The following is a 1,129-nucleotide window of genomic DNA, read 5'->3' as shown; positions in this document are numbered from 1 at the left end:
ACGCGGATGGAACTGCCACTGCTACTGCAACGGCAAAAGCGGGCATGATAATTTCCGGAAAACATGGCAAAATGGGTGCATCGATGGGATGGGGCCTGCGCCCGATCCGGGAATCTGCACCGCAATTCACGACCAATCACAGGACACACACATGAAATGGAACACACGGCGCCGCGAAATCGGCAGGGCACACGCGAGCGGATGGAGCGCGGGAAGGCGTGGAGCAGGGGCTTTGCTCCTGATGATGGCAGCGTTGGCCGCCCTCTGGGCGCTGCAGGGTTGCGCAACGGATGACCTTCCCTCCGAGGGGAGCTACGATTCCCCGGTCTCGCTCGGTTCGGAGACCGTTGTTTCCTATGAGGGATCGGTGGGGCCGGAGGGCAGTTTCTATACTGTTTCTGTTACCGACACCAATCCATATACTGTCTCCCTCACCGATCTTACTGATGATGTTCATCTATTCTGTTATGGTACGGGCGAATTTTTCGATGGGGCAATCCTGGATTCTTCGGTAAATTCCGACACTATGAGTGAAACTTGCCTAGTAACAATGGGTGGAGCCATTCTCTATTTATACGTTCACCCAATTGTTACATCGGGCAGCGAATACACCATTAATGTGAATTAGCATTCCAGCCAGCGCCTCCTACCCCCTCCCCACCCACACGCCAGTGAGGAGGCCGTCCCCCTCCACATGGTAGCATCCCTCCCCGGTGTACCCCGGGGGGAAACCCTCTCCCCCGGTCACGCTCAGCCTCCACTGTAATCGCCCGCTGCCGGCCGCATCCGTATCGCTCTCAGGAAGGGGAATCTTCTCCGGCGCCAGGATTTCCGCGTCCTGGAATCCCAGGAAGACCCCGGTGTGGGGATTGAGGGCCTTGTAGAGGCTCTCCTTGGCGGAGAAGACCAGGGTGAAGCGCAGGGCCCGTTCCCGCTCCGGCAGCCCCTCCAGGGCCTCCCGCTCACCCGGGCGCAGGATGCGCCGCAGCAATGCCGGGGAGGGATGGCGCAGCACCTCCAGGTCCACGCCCAGCCCCCGGTATTCCGCGGCACGGGCAGCCACGGCGGCGGCCCACCCCCGGTGGTGGGTGATGGCCCCCACGAATCCCTCCGGCCAGCGGGGCGTCCT

Annotated in this window: 2 protein-coding genes; one reads left to right on the top strand and one right to left on the bottom strand. The window is 61.3% G+C overall.

The genetic code is table 11. The annotated features are described in order from the left end of the window. Nucleotides 1–151: 151 nt before the first annotated feature. The gene (locus FVQ81_18620) at nt 152–628 is read left to right on the top strand and encodes a hypothetical protein (GenBank protein ID MBW7998545.1); all 477 of its coding nucleotides are present in this window, start codon (nt 152–154) and stop codon (nt 626–628) included. A gap of 18 nt (nt 629–646) precedes the next feature. Here FVQ81_18620 and FVQ81_18615 read toward each other — a convergent pair whose 3' ends face one another. Continuing rightward, the gene (locus tag FVQ81_18615) at nt 647–1,102 is read right to left on the bottom strand and encodes a 4-phosphopantetheinyl transferase family protein (protein ID MBW7998544.1); all 456 of its coding nucleotides are present in this window, start codon (nt 1,100–1,102) and stop codon (nt 647–649) included. Nucleotides 1,103–1,129: the final 27 nt, after the last annotated feature.

It is taken from the genome of Candidatus Glassbacteria bacterium, from assembly GCA_019456185.1.
Lineage (GTDB): Bacteria > Gemmatimonadota > Glassbacteria > GWA2-58-10 > GWA2-58-10 > JAJRTS01.
This window is presented reverse-complemented; position numbering and strand designations above follow the sequence as displayed.

What these genes read in the sequence shown, in the direction of transcription:
- FVQ81_18620 (MBW7998545.1), top strand. Translation starts at nt 152, where the DNA reads ATGAAATGGAACACACGGCGCCGCGAAATCGGCAGGGCACACGCGAGC.